General features: G+C 67.7%; 20 protein-coding genes and 1 pseudogene. 11 read left to right on the forward strand and 10 right to left on the reverse strand.

Translation table 11 applies throughout. The annotated features are described in order from the left end of the window. The 5 genes from ACSUZC_RS13810 to ACSUZC_RS13830 are packed head-to-tail and all read right to left on the reverse strand — an operon-like array spanning position 1 to position 5,629. A complete protein-coding gene (locus ACSUZC_RS13810) occupies positions 1-1,077 on the reverse strand; it encodes an ABC transporter ATP-binding protein (RefSeq protein ID WP_439029104.1) in 1,077 nt (358 codons plus the stop codon). Next, a complete protein-coding gene (locus tag ACSUZC_RS13815; RefSeq protein ID WP_439029105.1) occupies positions 1,070-2,089 on the reverse strand; it encodes an ABC transporter ATP-binding protein in 1,020 nt (339 codons plus the stop codon). Before ACSUZC_RS13815 ends, ACSUZC_RS13810 begins: the two co-directional genes overlap by 8 nt. Then, positions 2,086-3,084 carry an ABC transporter permease gene (locus ACSUZC_RS13820; protein ID WP_439029106.1) on the reverse strand — a complete coding sequence of 333 codons (999 nt, stop codon included), beginning with the start codon at positions 3,082-3,084 and terminating at the stop codon, positions 2,086-2,088. The genes ACSUZC_RS13815 and ACSUZC_RS13820 overlap by 4 nt, the downstream gene beginning before the upstream one ends. A gap of 28 nt (positions 3,085-3,112) precedes the next feature. Continuing rightward, complete coding sequence (locus ACSUZC_RS13825) at positions 3,113-4,039, reverse strand: ABC transporter permease (protein ID WP_439029107.1); 927 nt, start codon at positions 4,037-4,039, stop codon at positions 3,113-3,115. A 15-nt stretch (positions 4,040-4,054) separates the two neighbouring features. Then, entirely contained in the window at positions 4,055-5,629 is a 1,575-nt protein-coding gene (locus ACSUZC_RS13830) for an ABC transporter substrate-binding protein (protein ID WP_439029108.1), read from the reverse strand. A 367-nt stretch (positions 5,630-5,996) separates the two neighbouring features. Between ACSUZC_RS13830 and ACSUZC_RS13835 the strand changes: the two genes are divergently transcribed. After that, positions 5,997-7,034, forward strand: a complete 1,038-nt coding sequence (locus ACSUZC_RS13835) for a 2-hydroxyacid dehydrogenase (RefSeq protein WP_439029109.1) — start codon at positions 5,997-5,999, stop codon at positions 7,032-7,034. Continuing rightward, positions 7,034-7,429, forward strand: coding sequence for a universal stress protein (locus ACSUZC_RS13840; RefSeq protein ID WP_439029110.1), 396 nt, complete (start codon positions 7,034-7,036; stop codon positions 7,427-7,429). Before ACSUZC_RS13835 ends, ACSUZC_RS13840 begins: the two co-directional genes overlap by 1 nt. A gap of 4 nt (positions 7,430-7,433) precedes the next feature. Here ACSUZC_RS13840 and ACSUZC_RS13845 read toward each other — a convergent pair whose 3' ends face one another. From ACSUZC_RS13845 to ACSUZC_RS13860, 4 genes are all read right to left on the reverse strand, one after another. After that, positions 7,434-8,327 carry a LysR substrate-binding domain-containing protein gene (locus ACSUZC_RS13845; protein ID WP_439029111.1) on the reverse strand — a complete coding sequence of 298 codons (894 nt, stop codon included), beginning with the start codon at positions 8,325-8,327 and terminating at the stop codon, positions 7,434-7,436. A gap of 87 nt (positions 8,328-8,414) precedes the next feature. Beyond that, positions 8,415-9,713, reverse strand: a complete 1,299-nt coding sequence (locus ACSUZC_RS13850; protein WP_439033124.1) for a glucarate dehydratase family protein — start codon at positions 9,711-9,713, stop codon at positions 8,415-8,417. Between the two features lie 56 nt (positions 9,714-9,769). Next, positions 9,770-10,702, reverse strand: a complete 933-nt coding sequence (locus ACSUZC_RS13855; RefSeq protein ID WP_439029112.1) for a 5-dehydro-4-deoxyglucarate dehydratase — start codon at positions 10,700-10,702, stop codon at positions 9,770-9,772. Positions 10,703-10,728: 26 nt separating this feature from the next. Further along, complete coding sequence (locus tag ACSUZC_RS13860; RefSeq protein ID WP_439029113.1) at positions 10,729-12,339, reverse strand: aldehyde dehydrogenase (NADP(+)); 1,611 nt, start codon at positions 12,337-12,339, stop codon at positions 10,729-10,731. 357 nt (positions 12,340-12,696) lie between these two features. Here ACSUZC_RS13860 and ACSUZC_RS13865 point away from each other — a divergent pair, with 357 nt between their 5' ends. The 6 genes and pseudogenes from ACSUZC_RS13865 (at position 12,697) to ACSUZC_RS13890 (ending at position 17,157) form a co-directional block, all read left to right on the forward strand. Beyond that, entirely contained in the window at positions 12,697-13,296 is a 600-nt protein-coding gene (locus tag ACSUZC_RS13865) for a hypothetical protein (protein WP_439029114.1), read from the forward strand. Between the two features lie 334 nt (positions 13,297-13,630). Then, positions 13,631-14,866, forward strand: coding sequence for a fatty acid desaturase (locus ACSUZC_RS13870; RefSeq protein WP_439029115.1), 1,236 nt, complete (start codon positions 13,631-13,633; stop codon positions 14,864-14,866). Next, positions 14,863-15,012, forward strand: a pseudogene (locus ACSUZC_RS13875) (rubredoxin); the annotation flags it as partial. The gene ACSUZC_RS13870 and the pseudogene ACSUZC_RS13875, both read left to right, overlap by 4 nt. A gap of 167 nt (positions 15,013-15,179) precedes the next feature. Then, on the forward strand, positions 15,180-15,359 hold the full coding sequence (locus ACSUZC_RS13880; protein WP_010842361.1) for a rubredoxin: 180 nt from the start codon (positions 15,180-15,182) through the stop codon (positions 15,357-15,359). After that, positions 15,356-16,558 carry an NAD(P)/FAD-dependent oxidoreductase gene (locus tag ACSUZC_RS13885; protein ID WP_439029116.1) on the forward strand — a complete coding sequence of 401 codons (1,203 nt, stop codon included), beginning with the start codon at positions 15,356-15,358 and terminating at the stop codon, positions 16,556-16,558. The genes ACSUZC_RS13880 and ACSUZC_RS13885 overlap by 4 nt, the downstream gene beginning before the upstream one ends. Next, a complete protein-coding gene (locus ACSUZC_RS13890; RefSeq protein ID WP_439029117.1) occupies positions 16,555-17,157 on the forward strand; it encodes a TetR family transcriptional regulator in 603 nt (200 codons plus the stop codon). The genes ACSUZC_RS13885 and ACSUZC_RS13890 overlap by 4 nt, the downstream gene beginning before the upstream one ends. 3 nt (positions 17,158-17,160) lie before the next feature. Here the strand turns inward: ACSUZC_RS13890 and ACSUZC_RS13895 are convergent, their stop codons facing one another. Beyond that, positions 17,161-18,645, reverse strand: a complete 1,485-nt coding sequence (locus ACSUZC_RS13895) for a phospholipase D-like domain-containing protein (RefSeq protein WP_439029118.1) — start codon at positions 18,643-18,645, stop codon at positions 17,161-17,163. A gap of 117 nt (positions 18,646-18,762) precedes the next feature. Here ACSUZC_RS13895 and ACSUZC_RS13900 point away from each other — a divergent pair, with 117 nt between their 5' ends. The 3 genes from ACSUZC_RS13900 (at position 18,763) to ACSUZC_RS13910 (ending at position 20,529) form a co-directional block, all read left to right on the forward strand. Then, on the forward strand, positions 18,763-19,401 hold the full coding sequence (locus ACSUZC_RS13900) for a CHAP domain-containing protein (protein WP_439029119.1): 639 nt from the start codon (positions 18,763-18,765) through the stop codon (positions 19,399-19,401). 30 nt (positions 19,402-19,431) lie between these two features. Beyond that, positions 19,432-20,064, forward strand: coding sequence for a DUF2461 domain-containing protein (locus ACSUZC_RS13905; RefSeq protein ID WP_439029120.1), 633 nt, complete (start codon positions 19,432-19,434; stop codon positions 20,062-20,064). Positions 20,065-20,226: 162 nt separating this feature from the next. Beyond that, a complete protein-coding gene (locus ACSUZC_RS13910) occupies positions 20,227-20,529 on the forward strand; it encodes a hypothetical protein (protein WP_439029121.1) in 303 nt (100 codons plus the stop codon). The last annotated feature ends 24 nt before the right edge of the window (positions 20,530-20,553 follow it).

Here is a 20,553-nt window from a genome sequence, read left to right on the forward strand (position 1 = left end):
TCACGACGCGACCGCGGGCATGCCGAGGCTCACGCGGCCACGCGGATGGAAGCACTCGGCCATGTGACCGATCTCCTGGCCATCGGTGGCGACCGGCGGAACCGCGGATGCGCAGATGTCGGAGGCGTGGGCACAGCGGGTGCGGAACCGGCACCCCGATGGCGGATTGAGGGGCGAGGGCACCTCGCCGCTGAGCAGTATGCGCTCGCGGCGTGTGGCGGGGTCGAGCGTGGGCGCCGCCGACATCAACGCCTCGGTGTACGGGTGTGCTGGATGGTCGAAAACGGCTTCGGTGCTGCCGGTCTCGACGATACGTCCCAGGTACATCACCGCCACCCGGTCGGCGACGTGCCGGACCACGGACAGATCGTGCGAGATGAAGATGTAGGAGATGTCGAGTTCTTGCTGCAATTCGTTCAGGAGGTTCAGAACCTGGGCCTGCACGGACAGATCCAGAGCCGACACCGGCTCGTCACAGATGATGACCTCGGGGTTGAGCGCGAGCGCGCGGGCGATCCCCAACCGCTGGCGCTGACCGCCCGAGAACTCCTGGGGGCTCCGGTGTTCGTCGCTCGGCCGGAGCCCGACCAGGTGGAGCAGTTCTCGTACCCGGGCGGCGCGGTCGCGCTTACGCGGATAGAGGTCTCTGTGCGTACGCCATGGCTCGCCGATGATGTCGGCCGCGGTCATCCGGTTGTTCAGCGAGGCGTAGGGGTCCTGGAAGACCATCTGCACCTTGCGTCGCAGGGCCAGAAGGTCTTTGCCCTTCAACCGGTACGGATCGGTGCCGTCCCACCGGACGGTGCCGGCGTCGGGACGCTCGAGCATCATCAGCGTGCGCGCGAGAGTGGATTTGCCGCAGCCTGATTCACCTACCAGACCGAGGGTCTCGCCGCGTCGGAGATCGAGGTTGATTCCGTCGAGCGCGCGCAGTTGCCGCCGTCCGCCCTTCGCCGGCACCACGAACGTCTTGCCGACGTCGCGGACTTCGAGGACCTGGGCGGTGTTCGGGGTCACGGCGTTTTTCGACGTGACGTTCGCGGCCGTGATGTTCTCCGCGGTGACGGTGTCAGACATTGTCGATCTCCTCCGAGAAGTGGCATGCCGCTTGCCGATTCGGACCAGTGCCGGACAGGGCAGGACGCTCGGACACACATCGCGCACGGGCGAGCGGGCAGCGCGCCTGGTAGACGCAGCCGGCGGGAATGGAATGCAGGTCTGGCGGGGTGCCGCCAATGGACTTGAGGTCGGCGCCTCGTTCGGTGCTGACGGGCACCGAGTCGAGCAGGCCCTTCGTGTACGGGTGCCGGGGGTTGCCGAACACATCGGCGACCGGTCCGGTCTCGACCACGTTGCCCGCGTACATGATCGCCACCCGGTCGGCCTGTTCGGCGACGAGCGCCAGGTCGTGGGTGATCAGCACGACGGCCATGTCGTGCTCGGTGCGGAGCCGGTGCAGCAGCGCCATGATCTGGGCCTGCACCGTCACGTCCAACGCGGTGGTGGGCTCGTCGGCGAGGAGCACCTTGGGACTCAGCGCCACCGCCATCGCGATGAGGAGGCGTTGCCGCATGCCGCCGGAGAACTGGTGGGGGTAGGAGTCGATGCGGGATTCCGGTTCGGGGATGCCGACGTGACGCATCAGCTCGATCGCCTCGTGCCGGGCCTTCTTCTTCGACATCTTGCGATGAATCCGGAAGGGTTCGGCGAGTTGGGTTCCCACCGTGTACACGGGGTTGAGGGCGGTGAGTGCGTCTTGGAAGACGATCGCGAGCTGCGTGCCGGCCAGCTCCCGGCGGGTCGATGACTTCGCGGTGACGAGGTCAACGTCGTCGAGAGTGATCGACCCCTCCTTGATCGCGGCGATCGGGTCGAGCAGCCCGACGAGGGCTTGCGCCGTCATCGACTTGCCACATCCCGATTCGCCGAGCAGCGCGAGGGTTTCACCGCGCCTGGCCCGGAACGAGACGTGATCCACGGCGCGGACGGGCCCGGACGGTGTCCGCAGCTCCACGGTCAGATCGGTGACGTCGAGCGCCACACGGTCGTCGATGCCGGACTCCGGTCGGTCGAGGGCGGGTGCACTCATCGCAGCGCCTTTCGTGAGGAGAAGAAGCGCTTACGCGCATTCGGGGTGGTCAGACGCCAGCGCTGGCCCGGGTCGGTGGCGATGCGGGCCCACGCGGCGAGGATCGTCGCCGACACCGTGGTGATGACGATGGCGAGGCCGGGGAAGAACGACAGCCACCACGCGGTCTGGAGGTAGGTGCGTCCCTGCGACACCATCAGTCCCCAGCTGATGTCGGGCGGCTGGATCCCGATCCCGAGGAACGACAGGGACGACTCCGCCAGCATCACGTAACAGAAGTCCAGGGTGGCCACCGTGAGCAGGGTGGGCAACAGGATGGGCAACACGTGACCGCGGACGATCGAACCACTGCTGGCCCCGAATGTCCTTGCGGCATCGACGAACACGCGGCTCTGCAACTCGGCGGACTCGGCGCGGGCGGTGCGCAGGTAGATCGGGATACGTGTGATCGCCAGAACCGCGATGATGTTGGCCGCGCTCGGTGAGAACACGTACAGGATCACGACCGCGAGCAGCAGGGACGGGAAGCTCATGATGACGTCGGCGACGCGCATGGCGGTGGTCTCACGCCAGCCGCGGTGGTAGCCGGCCCACATGCCGATGGCCGAGCCGATGACACACGAGATAATGACCGCGGGCAGCGACACCAACAATGTGGTCTGGCAGGCGACGATCAGCCGGGCCAACATGCTGCGACCGAGCGGATCGGTCCCCAGGATGTTCATCCAGCCGGTGTCGAGGCTGAACGGCGCCAGATTCGATTCATCGAGGTTCTGGTCGGTGGCCGCGTCGCCGACCAGCCACGGACCGAAGATCGCGGTGAGCAGGATGACGGTCAGGACACCCGCGGCGACCGTCGCGAACCTGTCGCGGAACAGCAGGCGCCACAGGGGCAGTTGCGACCGCGGCACCTTGTTGGTCGCGACCGAGTCTCCGGTCGGGTCGGTCGAGGCGACGGGGCTCGTCGGGTCGAGGGGTTCGGTGACGATGGACATGGTGTGTACTCCTCGGAATTCCCGGCGCCTAGACCGTGGCCTTGTCGCGAACGCGCGGGTCCAGCAGTGCCAGGCCCGCATCGATCACGATGTTCAAGATGAAGATGCTGATGGCGGTGAGGAGCACCGCGGCCTGCAGGACGGCGAAGTCACGTTGCAGGATCGAATCGATCATCAGCTTGCCGATGCCGGGCCATCCGAAGATGGCCTCGACGATGACCGCGCCGTTGATCAGTCCGACGGCGAGATCGCCCGCGACGGTCAGGGCGGGTGCGGCCGCATTGCGCAGTGCGTGGTGGGTGACGACACGGAGGTCCCCGGCGCCCTTGCTCCGGGCCACCTTCACGTAGGGAGCCGACAGCGCCGAGACCATCGCGCCGCGGACCACCTGGGTGAGGACTCCCAGTGGCCGGATCATCAGGGTCGCGATCGGCAGCACCCAGGCGAGCGTGCCGCCGGTCCCCGATGTCGGCAGCACGCCGAGGACGACGGCGAAGATCCAGATGCCGGTGATGGCGAACCAGAAGTCCGGGACGCTGGCCGCTGTCATGGACAGCAGGCTGGAGAAGCGGTCGGCCAGCGAGTTGGGCCGGTAGGCCGCCCAGCAGCCGATGACGATCGAGCCGAGGATCGAGAGCACGAGCGTCACGAACGCCAGCTGCAGGGTCGCCGGGAACGCGCGCAGGGCCATGCCCGCAGCTTCCTGGCCGGTCTTGAGCGACTCACCGAAGTCGAGGTGGAGGACCCCGCTCAGGTAGTCGGTCATCTGCTGCCAGATCGGCTTGTCGAGCCCGTTCGCCGCGGCGAACTCGGCACGCTGTTCCGGCGTCGCGGACACGGGTAGGTAGAGGTTGGTGGGGTCGCCGGTGAGCCGGGCCATGAAGAACACGCCGAACAAGACGATGATCAGCGGGATCAGGCTGGTGAACATCCGGCGCCGGAGGAAGGTGAGCATCGGTTCGCCTCGATTTCAGTCGTTCTGGGCTGGCGCATGGGTCATCTCGGCGAGGCGCATCTCATCGCCGGTGGCCGAGTTGGGCTGATAGGCAATTCTTTTCGCCTTCGCGAGGACTGCCTGCATGTGCGCGATGTAGGCGTACTGCCGGATCTCGCGCGGCTCGGCGGCGAGAACCGCGGACAATGCGTCCTGACGGGCCTGCCCGGTGAGTGCCTCGGCGGCCAGGATCTGCTTGTCGTATGCGGCGGTTCCGTAGGTGCTCTGGTATCCGTCGGACAACATGTACTGGTCCAGGGTGAACTGGGTGTCGCCGGCTTGGTTGCCGTGCATGATCATCAGCAGCACCGGTCCGGACCCCGGCACGAAAGGCCTTGTCTGATATTGCATCTGGCCGGAGGTGTCCATCATCTCGATGTCGACGTCCAAGCCGATGCGGTCGAGGGTGAACTGGATGTTCTCGATGGTCTCGTTGATCTTCGGGAACTGCCCTGTGCGGCCGATGAGCCGGATGGTGCGATCGACGGGCACGCCGTCCGCGCGGGCCTCGTCGACGAGTCGCCTGGCGTGGTCGAGGTCGTATGACGTGGGGGTGAGCTCATCGTTGTAGCCGACGATGCCTTTGCCGACCAGCTGGGCTGCGGGGGTGCCGAGGCCCTGGAACAGCGCGTCGACGATCCCCGCACGGTTGATCGAGTGGTCGATCGCCTCGCGGACGCGGTAGTCGTTCAGCGGCGCATCGGTGGCCTGCATCCGCAGCGCCGTCGTCTCGTTGTTGGTGTAGGCCGTCCCCAGATCGCCGGCACCGTCCTCCGGGCCGAGGGAGGTCGCGAGGTCGGCCTCGTCGTTGGTGACCATCGCGGCGCGAACACTGCCCTCACCGCGCCACTGGTACACGGCGCGGGAGAACTGCGGCGCCTCGCCGTGGTAGTTCGGATTGGCCTTCAGCGCCACCCGCTGGCCGGAATCCCAGAAGTCGACCATGTAGGGGCCCGTTCCGATCGGGACCCGCACCTTGTCGTCCGGGGTCGTGGTCCGCGGCACCACCTCGATGAAGGAGAGCCGCAGTGGCAGGATCGGGTCGGGCGTCTCGGTGCGCACCTCGACGGTGTCCGGGTCGACGACGCTGACCTCGCGCTTGCTGTCGTCGAACACGTAGCCGTTGACATCGCACCCGATCGCGCCGTTGAAGGTTCGTTCGATCGAGAAGGCGGCGTCGACGGCGTCGAACGGTTGGCCGTTGCTGAACCGCACACCGTCGGCCGTGCTGAGGCGCCACACGTTCGGCTCCACCTGGGTCCACGCGGTGGCGAGGCTGGGCTGCAGCGCCCCGGTCCCGGGGTCTCGTTCGATGAGGGGCTCGGTGATGTTCGATCGCACGACGACACCGGTCGCGGTGAGCGACGCGTCACAGGGCTCCAGTGTCGGGGGTTCCTGCGGCAGGACGATCCGAAGCGTGTCCGGGCTCGCGGTCTCACTCGCGGTGGTGTTGGCGACACTGCATCCGGTGACGGTCAGCAGGGCCACCGCGGACAGCGCCAGCGCGCCCGCGGCCGGGCGCTTCAGTGATCGCAGCGTGGCGATCTGCATGGGGACCTCCGATGGGAAAGGGAGCGAGTGATCTCGCGGCGGGCTGGACCGCGTTTGTGACGGTAGCCACACGCTATGAGCGACCGATTGGCGGCGTCAACAGAGCAAAACCCCAGGAACAAGCCTCTTCGGCGGGTTTTCGGGTGGTCTCGCGAACACTGCCGGAGATCGTCCCGACAGGAGAAACACACGCTGACCTGACGGTTCTCCCCTCCGGGTCGCCCCCCCACCGAATCGACGACCGCCTGTCCATACAGTTTGGGTATCGATCCATGTTATTTGCGTGTTGGACAGGTATTCGACGTCGCTTCTAGCGTGAAGTCATCCACTTGGACCGGTCCGTGTCCACGACAGTTCGAGGAGAATCATGACGAGCAGCCCCGCCGGCACCGTGTCGACGATCGATAGCGTTGCCGGACAGAACGTTTCCCGGCCCGGAAGCGTGCTGCGGGTCGGTCCGCTGAAGCCGTCCCTCGAGGATCTGCTCACGACCGTCTACGGCGCCGAGCGCCTCCCGGACGGTCCGGCACGCACCGCGTTCCTGCGCGAACACGCAGACGCGGTCACCGCCGTCGTCACCTCCGGACGCACCGGGGTCGATGCCGAGCTGATGTCAGCTCTCCCCAACCTCGGCGCGATCGTGCACTTCGGCGTCGGGTACGACACCACCGACATCGCCCGCGCAGCGGAACTCGGCATCGGGGTCAGCAACACCCCGGACGTCCTGACCGATTGTGTCGCGGACACGGCTGTCGGCCTCCTCCTCGACACCATGCGCGGACTGGCCGCCGCCGACCGGTACGTCCGCGCAGGCCGGTGGCCCGTCGAGGGGAACGTCCCTCTCACGCGGAAGGTGTCGGGAACCCGTGTCGGCATCCTCGGGCTTGGCCGGATCGGCGCAGCCATCGCCCATCGGCTGACCGCTTTCGGCTGCCACATCTCTTACCACAATCGCCGCGTCGTCGACGGGTCGCCGTATCGGTACGCGGCGTCGCCCAGAGAACTCGCGGCAGAGGTCGATGCCCTCATCGTCGCGGCCGCCGGCGGCGCCGACACCCGCGGTCTCGTCGATCGTGACGTCCTGGAAGCACTGGGAGACAAGGGCTTTCTTGTCAACGTCGCCCGCGGCAGCGTCGTGGACGAAGACGCGCTGATCGACTCACTGCAGAACGGACGCCTCGCCGGCGCAGGACTGGACGTCTTCGCGTCCGAGCCCGAGGTGCCGGCCGCACTGCTGTCGATGGACAACGTGGTACTCCTCCCCCACCTCGCAAGCGGAACCGTCGAGACGCGCGCCGCCATGCAGGACCTCACACTCGCCAACCTCGACACGTATCTGCGGACCGGCGATCTGGTGACACCCGTTGTCACCCCGGCTCCGACGCACACCCGGAAGGACGTCTGATGTCGGTTGTACTCAGCTATCTGCCCACCCAGGAGGGCCGCGGCGCCCTCCCCTTCGGTTTCGCCGAGGCGCGTATGCGGGGTACCGACATCGTCGTGGTGGCCGACGGGGACAGCGCGTCGTCGCCGCAGTTCCTCGTCGATCTCGAGACGGCGCGTACCACCGCGCAGGCGCAGGATGTCGACTACCGCGTCGTCGAGAACGACCCGGGCCTGTCACACGCCGACCAGCTCATCGATGTGTCCTACGACGACGACGCCGAACTGCTCGTGATCGGGCAGCGCAGACGGTCACCGGTCGGCAAGCTGCTCACCGGAAGCGTGGTCCAGCGCGTGCTGCTCGACGCACAGTGCCCGGTCGTGGCGGTCAAGCCACCGGTCCGCGCTGCGGTCTGACTCCTCAGATCCACTCCCGTTCCGGGAGCACGTCTTTGAGAAAACGAGCCAGCGCCGGATTGTTGTTGTCCGCCCGCCAGGCGACATTCATCTGCACCGGGCGGTCGCGGATCGCGGTGACCTGTTTGAAGACCACCCCGTCGGGGTGCATGGTCATCGCGGACTCCGGCACCAGCGCCATACCGAGCCCGGAGTGCACGAGCACCAGCATGGTGTGCACCTGCGTGACGTACTGGACGTACCGCGGCGAGGCACCGACAGCCGTGAACGTACTGATGAGCAGCTCGTTGAAGTATCGGGCATCCGTCGGCGAGTACATGATGACGGCCTGACCGTCGAAATCCTCGATCGTGAGGTGTTCGACCCCGGCGTACTCGTGGTCGGCGGGCAACGCGGCGACAAGACGTTCGTGATGGAGCGGCCGGGAACTGATGCCCGGTCGCGAGATCGGCGGTCGGACGACCCCGAGGTCGAGATCGCCACGGACCAGGGCCTCGACCTGGGCGGCGGTGACCATCTCGCGCAGGACGAGCCGCACGTCGGGTAGTCGTTCGCGTGCGGTCTGCATGAGCCGCGGCAGTACCGCCCTCGCCGAGGCGCCGGTGAAACCGATGTTGACGGTTCCGAGATCGCCTGCGGGCACCCGCCGAACGGTCAAGGCCGCGCCCTCGGCCAGCGCGACGATGCGCCTGGCATCGGGCAGGAAAGCCGTTCCGGCCGCGGTCAGCGACACGGCCCGGCTGCTCCGTTCGATCAACTGCACCCCGAGCTCGTGCTCGAGCTGCTGGATCTGCCGGCTCAGCGGCGGCTGGGTCATGTGCAACCGCTCGGCGGCCCGCCCGAAGTGCAGCTCCTCGGCGACCGCGATGAAACACGTGAGACGCGACAAGGAGAACATCGATTCACTTTCGGCATCAGTTCCCGCGATTCGCGGGTGTGTCCGGATGACGCTAGCCGATTGCCCCACACGGGTCGAGGGCCCTGTTCACCAACGGGGGCTGGTGTTCTCGAAAGCCGGATCGATCGACTGCATGTACCCCGTGTCGTCCCTGTCCCGGATACCGCAATCCAGATACTGCTGGTGCAAGCGCTCGAGCGCGCGCTCGTCGATTTCCACACCGAGACCCGGTCCGGTCGGTACCGGCACCGCGCCGTCGACGATCGTGAGGGCGCCGGGTTGCACGACATCTTCGTGCTTCCAGGGCCAATGCGTGTCGCAGGCGTAGGTGAGGTTGGGGGTCGCCGCCGCCAGGTGCACCATCGCCGCCAGGCTGATACCCAGATGCGAGTTGGAATGCATCGACAGACCCATCCCGAAGGTCTCGCAGATCCCGCCCAGCAGGCGGGAACGCTGCAGCCCACCCCAGTAGTGGTGATCGGACAGGACGACCGACACGGAGTTCTTCCGCACCGCGGGCTCCAGATGGTCGAAGGCGACGACACACATGTTGGTCGCCAGCGGCATCGTCGCCGAGGCGGCGACCTCCGCCATCCCGTCCAGCCCCGGGGTCGGGTCCTCCAGATACTGGACGATCCCGTCCAGTTCGGCCGCGACACGTTTGGACGTCTCGACCGTCCACGCGGCGTTGGGGTCGAGACGCAGTGGTAAGTCCGGGAATTCGGTCCGCAGCGCCTTGATCGCCGCGATCTCCTCGTCCGGATGGAACACACCACCCTTGAGCTTGATCGCGGAGAAACCGTACCGGTCGATCATCCGGTGCGCCTGCCGGACGAGGCCGGCGGGGTCGATGGCCTCGCCCCACTCGTCGGACAGCCCGTTGGAGCCGTGGGCGCCGGGATGCGAGGCCCATTTGTAGAACAGATACGCACTGAAGGGCACCCGGTCGCGGACTCGTCCGCCGAGCAGATCGCTCACCGGACGCCCCAGTGCCTTGCCCTGGATGTCCAGGCAGGCCACCTCGAACGGTGAGAACACCCGATCGGTGGTGCTGGCCGTGGTGATCATGCCGGCCACGCCGTCGCCGCCGGTCACCGACAGGGTCGCGATCCGCTCGTCGATCGTGCTCCGGATTCGGTGGAGCGCGAACACGTCCAGGCCGGTGATGACGTCTGCGGCCGCGTCCATCCGCGCGAGATGCGCGGTGTCGGCGTAGGTCTCGCCGAGCCCGCGAAGGCCACCGGCGGTCTCGATCTGGATGATCGCCCGCAGAGCGTACGGTTGGTGCACTCCGACGGTGTTGAGCAGGGGCGGGTCGACGAAGGCGACGGGTGTGACCGTCACCCGGGTGATCGTCGTGTCGAACCGCGGACCCGCGCCGACGATCTCGAGACCGGCGGGCGGGTACGCGGCAGTGGTCTGGATGGACACGGTACGAACTCTCAGACGGCCGCGCGGGCGGCGAGGTTACCGGCGAGCACGGCGCGGCCCGCGGCGATGATCTGCTCGAGCTCCGCCTGGTGCTCGGGCGTCGGCTGCACGAGCGGTGCCCGGACCGGGCCGGCGTCGATCCCTTCCATCGTCACCCCGTGCTTCACGAGTGCCACCGCGTAACCGGGCACCGTGTTGCGAAGGCGGACCAGCGGATGGAAGAAGTCGCGCAGCAACGCCTCGGTCAGTTCGGTGTCACCGGTCTCCAGCGAGTTGTAGAACGCCAGTGCCAGTTCGGGGGCGAAGGCGAAGGTCGCCGACGAGTACAGCGTGACACCGAGGGCGCGATAGGCCTGCTGAGTGATCTCGGCGGTGGGCAGACCGTTGAAGAACAGGAAGTCCTTGCTGTCGCCCAGCGCCTCCTTCACGGCGATGACGATGCGCGACACGTTGTCGAGATCGCCGGTGCCGTCCTTGAATCCGATGACAGTCGGCAGCTTCGACACCTGGATCGCCGACTCCTCGTCGAACACCGCGTTGCCGCGGTTGTACACGATCAGCGGGAGGTCGGTGCTCGCCGCCACCGATCGGGTGTACTCGGCGAGGCCGGCGGGCGGCATGGTCACCAGATACGGCGGCAGGAGCAGGAGACCATCCGCGCCATTGGCTTTCGCGCTCACCGCGAACTCACGCGCCTGGATCAGCGAGCCGCCTGCACCGGCGAAGACCGGGACGCGACCGGCGACGGTGTCGACGGCGCACCGTACGATGCGGCCGAACTCCTCGAGGCCGAGCGCATGGAATTCGCCAGTGCCACAAGCGACGAACACTCCACCGGGGCCAGCTGCGACACCGCGGTCGATGTGTTCGGCGAGACGGCGGTAATCGACCTCACCGTTGCTGTCGAAGGGAGTGACGGGAAAGAACAGGACGCCGTTGAGCATTGGGACTCCTTGGGGTGGTGGTGAGGTCAGTCGCGGGTGAGTTCGCCGTCGACACGGCGCCAGATGTGGTCGGGGTTGCCCTGCGCTATCGGGGCGGGCAGCAGGTCGGCGGGAACGTCCTGGTAAGCCACCGGCCGCAGGAACCGTTCGATCGCCAGCGACCCGACGCTGGTGGTCCGGCTGTCCGAAGTCGCCGGATACGGACCGCCGTGCACCATGGCGTGACCGACCTCGACGCCGGTGGGCCACCCGTTGAACAGGATTCGTCCCGCTTTGAGTTCGAGTATCTCGAGCAGCTCGCGAGCGGCGTCGTGATCGGAGTCGACGGCGTGGATCGTCGCGGTCAGCTGGCCTTCGATCCGCGAGGTCACGTCTGCGACCTGGTCCAGGTCACGGCATCGCACGATCAGACTCGACGAGCCGAAGATCTCCTGCTGCAGGGTCTCCGAGGCCAGGAACGAGGCGGCGTCGGTGCCGAACAGCGCCGGACGGCAGAAATACGACCCCGCCGCCTCGTCTGCCCGAGCGAGAACCTCCGCGGTGCCGGCGAACTCGTCGACCGCGGCCGCGTAGTTCGCCGCGATCCCGGGCGTGAGCATCGGAGTGGGTTCGCTCTCGCCGATCGCTTCGGACGCGGCTGCGATGAACGCGTCGAGATCCGGTCCGTCGACCGCGATGACGAGACCGGGATTGGTGCAGAACTGTCCCGACCCCATGGTCAGCGATCCCACGAAGGCGCGGCCGAGCCCCGCCGCATCGGCGCGCAGCGCGCCGGCGAGCGGGTACACGGGGTTGATCGAACTCATCTCGGCGTACACCGGGATCGGCTCCGGTCGAGCCGCGGCTGCGCGGACGAGAGCCGTTCCGCCCGAACGGGAACCGGTGAAGCCGACGGCCTTGATCCGCGGGTCGGTGACCAGGGCGATACCGAGTTCGGGCCCGCTGCCGTACAACATCGAGAACGTTCCCGCAGGCATGCCGGCCTCGGCGATCGCCTCGGTGATGGCCCGGGCCACGAGTTCCGACGTCCCGGGGTGGGCGTCATGTGCCTTGACCACCACCGGGCACCCGGCAGCGAGGGCCGAGGCGGTGTCACCACCGGCGACCGAGAACGCGAGCGGGAAGTTGCTGGCGCCGAAGACCGCCACGGGTCCCAGCGGCACCTTCCGCTGCCGGATGTCCGCACGCGGGAGCGGTGTGCGATCGGGGCGGGCGGGATCGATCCGCGCCCCGTTCCAGCTCCCCTCACGGAGAACGGAGGCGAACAGCCGGAGCTGTCCGGATGTGCGGCCGACCTCACCGCTGATACGTGCGGCCGGCAGGCCCGTCTCCGCGACGGCGCGCTCGACGAGCACGTCGCGGGCCGCGTCCAACTTGTCGGCGATCGCCGACAGGAACTGTGCTCGCCGCTCCGACGACGTCGCCCGGTAGGGCCCGAAGGCCTCGGCCGCCGCTGCGGCGGCCGCATCGACGTCGGCGGCCGAGCCGTGCGCGTATGCGGGAAGCAGTCGCTGGCCGGTGGTGGGGTCGACCGCGTGTACGGCGTCCCCGGAACCGGTCACACGAACGCCGGCGATGATCATCTCTCCGGTCAGGTCCTGTGTTGTCAGTGGTGCCGGCGGTTGCGCAATGGTCATCGTCTTCCGTCCCTGGGTCGATGTCTGGGGTCGATGCGAGATCCGCGGCGGTGCCACACCGCTGTGATCTCGGCCATGCTCCGACCGTAAGACCGGGCATTCATTCATGTCCAAGTCAAATAGTCACGCCGTCGATTCAGATCCGGCATCGATCCAGCTGTAGACACCTGCGTCACCGAGACATCGAACGTCATCCGTCCGGACCATTGCCGACCCCGACTCCACACAGCCGCGTATCGGCGATGCGACAATCACTGCGCCGAAACCCGACATACCGCACGATCGCCGAGCCACGACGAGTCGCCGGAGCCGGACCGGGCACCTCTCCTCCCCGACGAAAGCGAAATCCAGAACCCGATGAAGCGCATTCGCCTCCTCGCCGTCATGGCCCTGGCCGTCTCGGCACTCACCGTTTCCTTCGGCACCGCCCACGGTGCCCCCGCACCCGCGGTCCCCTCACATCACTCGATCGCATCCGCCGACGGGACCTCCATCACGTCCCAGCTGCGCAACGCGACCTTCGTCGCGGGCGAACAGGAGCTCCGGGTCGTCGACTCGAAGGGCCGGACCATCGAACGCGTCGGACTGGTGCTGCCCTTCGCCGGCGCCGCCGTTCCGATGCGCGCGCAGGTCTCCGCGGACCGCACCCAGGCGACCTTCACGCCGATCCTCTCCCCCGAGGCGCGTGCGGCGATCGCAGCCGGCGTTCGTCCGGCGTCGGCGAAGAAGGACCGCGCGTACCAGAGCATGATCTGGCACATCAACAACGGCTGGAACCGCGGCGGCAACGTCACCACCGCCATCGGGGCGCTCGCCGGCCTCGTCATCGGCTGCATCGTCATCGTCGGTTGCGTCTGGGGCGCAGGCGTCGGTGCTGCCATCGGTGCGGTCATCGGAATCAACAACGGCGACCCCCGCGCAGGACAGTCGATCCTCGACTGGATCAACACGCCGTAGCACCACCACGCGCCGCCGCTGGGCGGCCGTGACGGACACCTGATCCCCAACTCCCGAGTCCGGGAGTTGGGGATCTTGTTTGTCGCCCACCCTCATGCGAGTCCAGGCACCACGGCCCGCGATCGATGCACAGTCAACGGAAATCGACGCCCGGTCAACGAAATCGGCAGCACAGTCGACGTTTTGTGGGTCCGCCACCCTCGAGCAGCTGGATGCACCGCGCACGGGTTTCTGCCCGCCGACGCTTTACAAATTGCTCTCTATGTCTAGACAACAGACATTGTCTCGGTTAATGTCCAGTGCTGTACGTCACATTCCGAGACAGGAGCGCGCCTTGGGTACCGCACCGACCGAATCCGCCGCGGGTATGCCGGCCGTCGAATGGAGAGACAAGAAACGCCATCTGTGGCTTCTCGGTCTCATCCCACCGACATCGATCTTCCTGGCCATGGGCCTGGTCGCCGCGTTCAACGCGATCGGGCACGGCCTCGACACGGTGTCACCGGTGTGGTGGTGGATCGGCCCGATGCTGGTGTACGTCCTGCTGCCCATTCTCGACGTGTTCTTCGGACCGGACGGATCGAATCCGCCCGAGGAGTTGATGGAGCAGTTGGAGAACGACAAGTACTACCGCTACTGCACCTACGTCTACATCCCGTTCCAGATCGCCAGTCTCGTCACCGCGTGCTACCTGTGGACCGCCGACGACCTCAGCTGGCTGGGACTCGACGGCGGACTCGGACTCGTCTCGAAGATCGGGCTGGCGCTGTCCATCGGTGTCATGGGTGGGATCGGTATCAACACCGCGCACGAGCTCGGCCACAAGAAGGACGATCTCGAACGCTGCCTGTCGAAGATCACGCTCGCACAGACCTTCTACGGTCACTTCTACATCGAGCACAACCGCGGTCATCATGTCCGCGTCGCGACCCCCGAGGATCCGGCCAGCTCGCGCTTCGGGGAGTCGTTCTGGCGGTTCCTGCCGCGCAGCGTCTGGGGGAGCCTGAGATCGTCGGTGGAACTCGAACGAAAGCGTCTCGATCGCGCCGGGAAGCGGTTCTGGCATCCGAGCAACGACGTCCTCAACGCCTGGGCGATGTCGATCGCGCTGTGGGGCGCACTCGCCGCCGTCTTCGGCTGGGAGGTCCTGCCGTTCCTCGTCGTGCAGGCGATCTACGGGTTCTCACTGCTCGAGACCGTCAACTATCTCGAGCACTACGGACTGCTGCGCAGCAAGACCCGGTCCGGACGCTATGAGCGCTGCACCCCGGAGCACAGCTGGAACTCCGACCACATCTGCACGAACATCTTCCTGTATCACCTCCAGCGCCACAGCGATCACCACGCGAATCCGACTCGCCGGTATCAGACACTCCGCAGTTTCGATGGCGCACCGAATCTTCCGAGCGGGCACGCGAGCATGATCACGCTCGCCTACTTCCCGCCGGTCTGGCGACGGGTCATGGACAAGCGGGTGCTCGACCACTACGAGGGCGACGTCGAACGCATCAACATCGCTCCGCACCGTCGGGAGCGCGTCCTCGCCGAGCACGGGGTCTCGGCCCGATGAGCACCTACCGCTGTCCCGTGTGCGACTACGTCTACGACGAGACCGTCGGCGCCCCGCGTGAGGGTTTTCCGCCCGGCACCACCTGGGCGACCATCCCCGACGATTGGCCGTGTCCCGACTGCGGCGTGCGGGAGAAGATCGACTTTCTCGGCGCCGGGAGCGAAGCGAGCGGGCCGAATGATCTCGGCGCCGGGAGCGAAGCGAGCGGGCCGAATGACCCCGGCGCCGGGAGCGAAGCGAGCGGGCCGAATGACCCCGGCGCCGGGAGCGAAGCGAGCGGGCCGAATGACCCCGGCGAAGGAGTGGCAGTCCGATGAACTTCAAACTGTTCCGTTGCGAGGTGTGCGGTTTCGAATACGACGAGGAACTCGGGTGGCCCGAGGACGGCATCGAACCGGGGACCCGCTGGGCCGACATCCCGGACGACTGGAGCTGCCCGGACTGCGGCGCGGCCAAGGCCGACTTCGAGATGATCGAGGTGGCCCGGCCGTGACCGCCTCGCCGCCGGGGACGGCCGCCGGGCTGTCGGTGGTGATCGTCGGCACCGGGGTCGCCGGCATCACCGCGGCGGAATCACTGCGGGCCAACGGTTTCGACGGATCGATCACCGTATTCGGCGACGAGCCCCATCTCCCCTACAGACGCACGGCGTTGAGCAAGGGGATCGTCGTCGGCGACCTGTCCGACGCCGGGATCACCCTGCGCCCGCCGACGTATTGGACCGACCGCGGTATCGACATCGTCACCTCGGCGAGGGTCGTCGACGTCGATCCCCGAGCCCGCCGCGTGCGGCTCGCGGATCGGTCCGAAGTCGCCTACGACTCCCTCGTCCTCGCCACCGGCGGACGGGCACGACGGCTTCCCGGCGCTGCGTCAGCGGTGCCGTCGCTGCGTACCCGCGACGACGTCGACCGGATTCGGGCCGCGCTCGACGAGGGTCCGGTCGTGATCGTGGGCGGTGGCCTCATCGGTACCGAGATCGCCGCGGCGGTCGCCTCCTCCGGCGATGGCACACGTGTCTCCATCGTCGAGGCCGCGCCGTCATTGCTGTCCCGCGTGGTCCCGACCGTGATCGCCGATGACGTCGTCGATCTCCATCGCGCACACGGGGTGCACATCCACACATCAGCGCAGATCGCGTCCGCGGACGCGGGCGGAGTGACTCTCGCCGACGGCACGCGACTGGCCGGCACGGTCATCAGCGCGATCGGGATGGAACCCGACGTCGGACCGGCGAACGCCGCGGGTCTGTCCACGGGGACGGCGGGCATCGTGGTCGACGACGCCCTGCGCACGTCGACGGCCGGGATCTACGCCGCCGGCGACGTCGCGGCCCGACCCCACCCGTTGACAGGTACCCCCGTGCGGGCCGAGCAGTGGCTCACCGCGACCGAACACGGCAGACTGGTCGCCATGACCATCGCCACCGACCTGGGATCGGCCCCGTCCGGCGTCCCGGCGCCCCGGGTGCCACTCGCCTGGACGATGCAGTACGGCACCAACGTCCAGATCGTGGGCTGGCCTGCGGCCGGCGCCCGAGTTGTGCTCGACGTCGACGGATCATGCACCACGGCAAGATGTTTCGACGAGGATCGACTCGTCGGCGCCGTCTGCATGGGGCGCGGCGGCGCGGCACGGCAGATCCGGGACGAGATCGAGGCCACGCTCCGACCGGCCGGCATCGGGGCATGACCATCCGCAACTACGCGCTCGACAGCAAAGCGCTCCTGCGCAACTCGCTGCTCGACGGGTTGCACGACCTGTTGCTCGACCGGGACTGGGCGGCCGTGCGGATGTCCGATGTCGCCGCCGCCACCGGGGTGAGTCGCCAGACGGTCTACAACGAGTTCGGGTCCAGATACGGACTCGCACAGGGTTATGCGGTCAGGCTGGCCGGACGATTCGCCGGTCACATCACCGATTCGATCGCCGCCCACGTCGAGGATGTGACGGGTGCCCTCCAGACGGGGTTCAGCGAGTTCTTCGCCGGCGTCGCCTCGGACCCGCTCATCGCCTCGCTGTTGTCGGGCGAGGCCAAGCCCGATCTGATGAAACTGATCACCACCGACGCCGCGCCCATCATCACCACGGGAGCCGATCGCCTCGCCGACGCATTCCGCGAATCGTCGTGGCTCTCGATGCCCGACTCGGACATCGTGCGGATCTCACGAGCGATCACGCGGATGGCCCTGAGCTACATCGCCATGCCGCCCGAAGGCGACCGCGATGTCGCCTCCGACCTCGCCGAGATCATCGCCCCGGCAATCGAGGCGGCACGGATCCGACGCTGAGGGTCAGCGGCGCAACAGACTTCGCGTACCGCGGCGGATCACCGCGCGGTATACGCGTTCGACGGTTCCCGTTCGCGCGTCCTCGGGGTCGACGAGTTCGTTCTCGGCGATGTTCGACCGCTCGTCGTCGATCGATTCACGATCGAACTCCTCCAGCGTCCGGCCGGGGCCCACCAGCGCGTCGACGGCCGCGATGAGCGAACGCTTCTTCGCCACGGCTGCGTCGAAGGTCTCGGCCGTGACATCGAGGTGCTCGGAGAGCAGCCGCGTGCGCATCGCGGTGATGGTCTCGCGCAGGTCGCGGTCATCGTCATCCGAAGGGTTCGCCTCGATGGCCACGTCGCATTCGCTGTCGAAGCCCAGCGAGCGGTTGTTGAGGTTCGACGAGCCGACGCGCAGGAGGACGTCGTCCACGATCAGGACCTTGGCGTGCACGTAGATCGGGTCGCCGTTCGAGGTGGCGGGATAGTAGGCACGGAACCGATCGTGCACGTCCGCCCGCCAGAGCAACTGCAGCAGTTTGTGCCGGGCCCCGTCCATCGCGAGACGTTCCACGCGGCTGTCGGAATGTCGCGGCAGCACGACGACGATCTCGGGACCGTCGGGTTCGGCGAGCCGGTCGGCGAGTGCCTCGGCGATCTCGCGCGCCGCCAGGTACTGGCTCTCGATGTAGATCGTCCGGCGAGCCGCGGCGAACGCGGCGCGGTAGAGCAGGCGGATCTCCTCCACCTGCGGACGGGAGTCGTAGTACGGGATCGTCCGTGCCACCGCGACCTCGCAGTCGGTGAAGGTCACGTCCAGCTCTTCGGGCCAGATGTCGGGTCCGTCGGTGTCGACGAGCGGTGCCAGCTGTTCACCGGTCGCCGCCTCCCACCGATCGTGCGCGACACCTGCGACGACCCTCGCGGCGTCCCCGTCGAGCGCGACCGTGACATCGTGCCAGGGTCCGTGCGGTCGGCCATCGGGATCGCGTCGGAATTCGTTGTGGGACAGATGCTCTGAGGTGTCCCACCGGTCGACCGTCATGTCGATGCCGCCGCAGAACGCGAACTGGTCGTCGATCACCGCGATCTTCTGATGGTGTGCCGCCGACACGGGATGCGCCGCGTCGATCCGGTAGTGCAGGCGACGCCCGGTCAGCAGGTCCTGGACGAACGGGGGCGCCACGCCGCGCAGGATGCCGGTGAACGCACCGACGCTCCAGCGCAGGACGTGGATCTCCAGCTCGGGACGGTTGTCGATGAGCCAGCGCAGGAAGTTGCCGAGTTCGTCGGGGACCTCGTCGTGCGGACTCCGCGGATCGAGGCTGATGCGGGTGTCCACATCCCATCCGATGAGCACCACCCGCCGCCGCGCCTGGAGCAGCGCCGACTTGGCGTGCAGGAAGTAGTCCGCAGCGTCGACGATGCACGCGACGCGGCCTGCGGTCGCAATCTCCCGGCAGGTGTCCCCCGCACGCAGGATCGGTTCGTGAGCTGACTCGTCCACCCTGTTACTTCCTCTCGCATCCGGCCTGTCCTCGACCGGCGTCCCATTGTGCCAAGGCGGGGCGCCACCCATCCAAGCGCCGCCTGCCGTCTGCGGCCGGTGCCTACACTCGTCGAGGTGAGAGCACTCGTCCCGGATTCCCCGGCCGGTCCCGAGCGCGCGGCCCCGGCGCGCCGGCGCCGGCGCACGTCGGGGATCGTCGCCGCCCTCCTGGCCGCGGCACTCGTCGCGGGCATCGTCGCGTGGCAGTCCGTACCGGAGCGTTGGCTCCCCTGGGACACCGCGGTGTTCCCGCAGACCGACCCCACGTCGCTCACACCGGACCAGCGCCGGATCGTCGACCTCGCGCGAGCGCAGCACAATGCGCAGCGTCCGGGCACCTTCTACTCCGAAGGTGTCGACGAGCCGTGGTGCGCGAACTTCGTGAGCTGGATCATGCGCGAGGCCGGCCTCCCGCTCGCCAACCCCCACTCGGGAAGCTGGCGGATCCCCGGGGTGTACACCCTTCAGGAGTTCTACGAGGCCCACGACCGGTTCGAGCCCGTCGGCGGTTACGACCCGCAGGTCGGCGACGTCGTGCTCTACGACCGTTCCTCGGGATTCGGCCAGCACACCAACATCGTGGTTGCGGTCGACGGCGAGACCGCCATCACCGTCGGCGGGAACGAGATGGGCAAGATCCGGGTGCACACGCTCGAGTGGGCATCCGACGGCGGCGTCGTCGGATTCGGCAGAGTCGCCCGGGACGAGGCATGAGGAGCGGCAGGTCATGAGGAGCGGCGGGTCATGAGGTTCGACGGTTTTCCGGAGGCCGCCCTCGACTTCTACGACGACCTCGAGATCGACAACTCGAAGTCGTTCTGGGAGGACCACAAGGAGATCTACCGCACCGCCGTCGCGGAGCCGATGCGCGCACTCACCGACGCCCTCGCGGAGGAGTTCGGTCCCGCGAAGATCTTCCGGCCCCACCGCGACGTCCGCTTCTCCAAGGACAAGACGCCGTTCAAGACCCATCAGGGTGCGTTCGTCGCCGTCGGGCCGGCAACCGGGTACTACGTCCAGATCGGCGCGCCCGGCGTCCGTGTCGGCGCCGGGTTCTACGAGGCGTCGCCGGCCCGTCTGGCCGAACTGCGCAGGGCCGTCGACCACGACGTGCACGGTTCAGAGCTCGAACGTCTCCTCGACCGACTCGCCGACGACGGCTTCGAGATCGGCGGCGATCGGCTCAAGACCGCGCCGCGGGGTTTCCCGATCGACCACCCGCGCATCGCGTTGCTGCGCCACCGATCGCTGTCGGTGAGCCGCGACTACGGGTTCGACGCGATCATCCATTCCCCGGACCTCGTGGATCGCGTATGCCGGGACTGGCGGGCGACGGTGCCCTTCGTCGAATGGGTCGCGCTCCGCACCGGCGCCTGACGACGCTGCCCCACCGCGGTGTCCGGACGCGAATTCACGACGAGTTCTCCGGTTTGGCGCGCGCATGTGTCCGAGGCAGGGTGATACTGGTCGCCGACCGCCTCGGCGGCGACTCGCACCCCGAACCACCTGAACCGATCACGAGCACCGGGCGGACAGCCGATGACGACCTCTCCCGACGGCATCGCCGCGGAGTTCGACGCCGCGTGGCCGGGCCGCGTGCATCCACGGGGACCATCCGGTCATCGGGAGTCGCTGCGCCGCATATTCTTTCCCGACGCCACGCGTGACACCCTCGACGTTCTCGCGACCGACGCGATCGGTGTTCACAGCGTCGAGGTCCGGCCCGGAGTCGCCGAAACCGAACAAGAGGCCGAAGCGGCGTTCGGCGGCAATCCCTGGCGACTTCGGCTCCTGCGGGACCACATGGAACCGGGACGGGTGCTGGGGGTTTCTCCGCTCTGACCGCCAGCCCGCTCCAGACCACTC

Origin of the sequence: Gordonia terrae, assembly GCF_051789125.1 — a bacterium.
Lineage (GTDB): Bacteria > Actinomycetota > Actinomycetes > Mycobacteriales > Mycobacteriaceae > Gordonia > Gordonia terrae_A.